Consider the following 1,174-nt stretch of genomic DNA (forward strand, 5'->3'; position numbering starts at 1 on the left):
CCAGGCTCATTTCAATCTGACCATCGACGGCGCGGACAGCGATTTCCAGGTGCTGTCGTTCACCGGTCGAGAAGCCCTCAACACGCCCTTCGAATTCGAGCTGGAACTGGTCAGCGAAAAGGCCTCGATCAACCTCGAAAGCCTGCTGCGCAAACTGGCGTTTCTTCAGCTGTCGCCGAGCGGCAGCGGCATTCACGGGCTGATCTACAGCATCGCCCAGGGCGAGGCGGGCAAGCGCCTGACCCGCTACAGGATCTCGCTGCGCCCGCAGCTTTCGTACCTCGCGCACCGTTTCAACCAGCGCATTTTCCAGCAGATGACCGTGCAGCAGATCATCAGTCAGGTGCTGGAAGAGCACGGCATCCTCGCCAGCGACTACCACTTCCAGCTCAGCGCGATCTACCCGGAGCGCATCTACTGCACGCAGTACGACGAATCGGATCTGCATTTCGTCCAGCGCCTGTGCGAAGAGGAGGGGATTCACTACCACTTCCAGCACACGTCCAGCGGCCACAAACTGACCTTCGGCGATGACCAGACGGTGTTCCCGAAACTGGCGCCCGTGGCCTATCAGCAGGACTCCGGGCTGGTGGCGGACAAACCGGTGGTCAAGCGTTTCGGCCTGCGTCTGGCCACCCGTACCAGCCGCACCACGCGGCGCGATTACGACTTCGTCAAACCGAAGATCGAACTGGAAAGCGACGCCAAAAGCAGTGCCCAACCGGACCTGGAAGACTACGATTATCCGGGCCGTTTCGTGGACCGCGAGCGCGGCAAGCACCTGGCCAACCGCAACCTCGAACGCCACCGCAGCGACTATCGCCTGGCCGAGGGCAACAGCGACCAGCCGATCCTCGTCAGCGGGCATTTTCTGGCCCTGACCGACCACGCCAATCCGACGTGGAACGACCTGTGGCTGCTCACGGAAATCTTTCACGAAGGCAAGCAGCCGCAAGTGCTGGAGGAGTCGGTGACCAGCGACACCACCGACGACAAAGACGATTTTCACCAGGGCTATCGCAACCGCTTCAACGCCATCCCCTGGGACGTGCCGTACCGTCCGCCGCTGGATCACCCGAAACCCAAGGTCCTCGGTTCGCAAAGCGCCGTGGTCACCGGGCCCGAAGGCGAAGAGATCTTCTGCGACCAGTACGGCCGGGTGAAGGTACAGTTT

General features: G+C 61.7%; 1 protein-coding gene. It reads left to right on the forward strand.

Annotated features, from left to right (window positions below; all coding sequences use genetic code 11):
- Positions 1-1,174 (forward strand): type VI secretion system tip protein TssI/VgrG (tssI, locus tag M5B44_RS28760; protein WP_248741302.1); only part of this gene is annotated, 1,174 nt, incomplete at both ends.

It is taken from the genome of Pseudomonas sp. MWU12-2029 (assembly GCF_023242425.1).
Classification (GTDB): Bacteria; Pseudomonadota; Gammaproteobacteria; order Pseudomonadales; family Pseudomonadaceae; genus Aquipseudomonas; species Aquipseudomonas kribbensis.